Below are 349 nucleotides of genomic sequence, written 5' to 3'. Positions count from 1 at the left end.
TTACGGGGGCACTCAATCAGCAGCATAGTACTCTAACCCTTGTTCTATAATTTTCAAAGTTTTTAAAGCCATAAGCTCTACGTTGAATCAATTTCATCTTACGATGAAAGCCTTCGGTAATACCATTTGATTTACTAAATCGCCACATGCAGACGACTTCTTCTTTCCAGTTATCGAGTGTTTTACCGAGTGCAGCCAATGGTTTGAAAGGACTGTGTTTGAGTTCGTCAAGCATTTCAAGAAAGCGCGGGATTAACTTTCGTGCTCGCTTCTTGGTTAGCATTTTTTTCATGAGTATTTCATGTAACTGTTGTTGGAAGTGATAGATTGCCTGGATAGCTGGATTTTC

Annotated in this window: 1 protein-coding gene; it reads right to left on the bottom strand. The window is 39.5% G+C overall.

Annotated features, from left to right (window positions below):
• Positions 1–16 precede the first annotated feature (16 nt).
• The coding region (locus Lery_RS11940) for a transposase (protein WP_162262978.1) at positions 17–349 on the bottom strand (333 nt) is incomplete at its 5' end.

It is taken from the genome of Legionella erythra (assembly GCF_001467615.1).
Taxonomy (GTDB): domain Bacteria; phylum Pseudomonadota; class Gammaproteobacteria; order Legionellales; family Legionellaceae; genus Legionella_C; species Legionella_C erythra.
The sequence above is the reverse complement of the archived record's forward strand: the minus strand, read 5'-3'. Positions and strand labels throughout refer to the sequence as shown.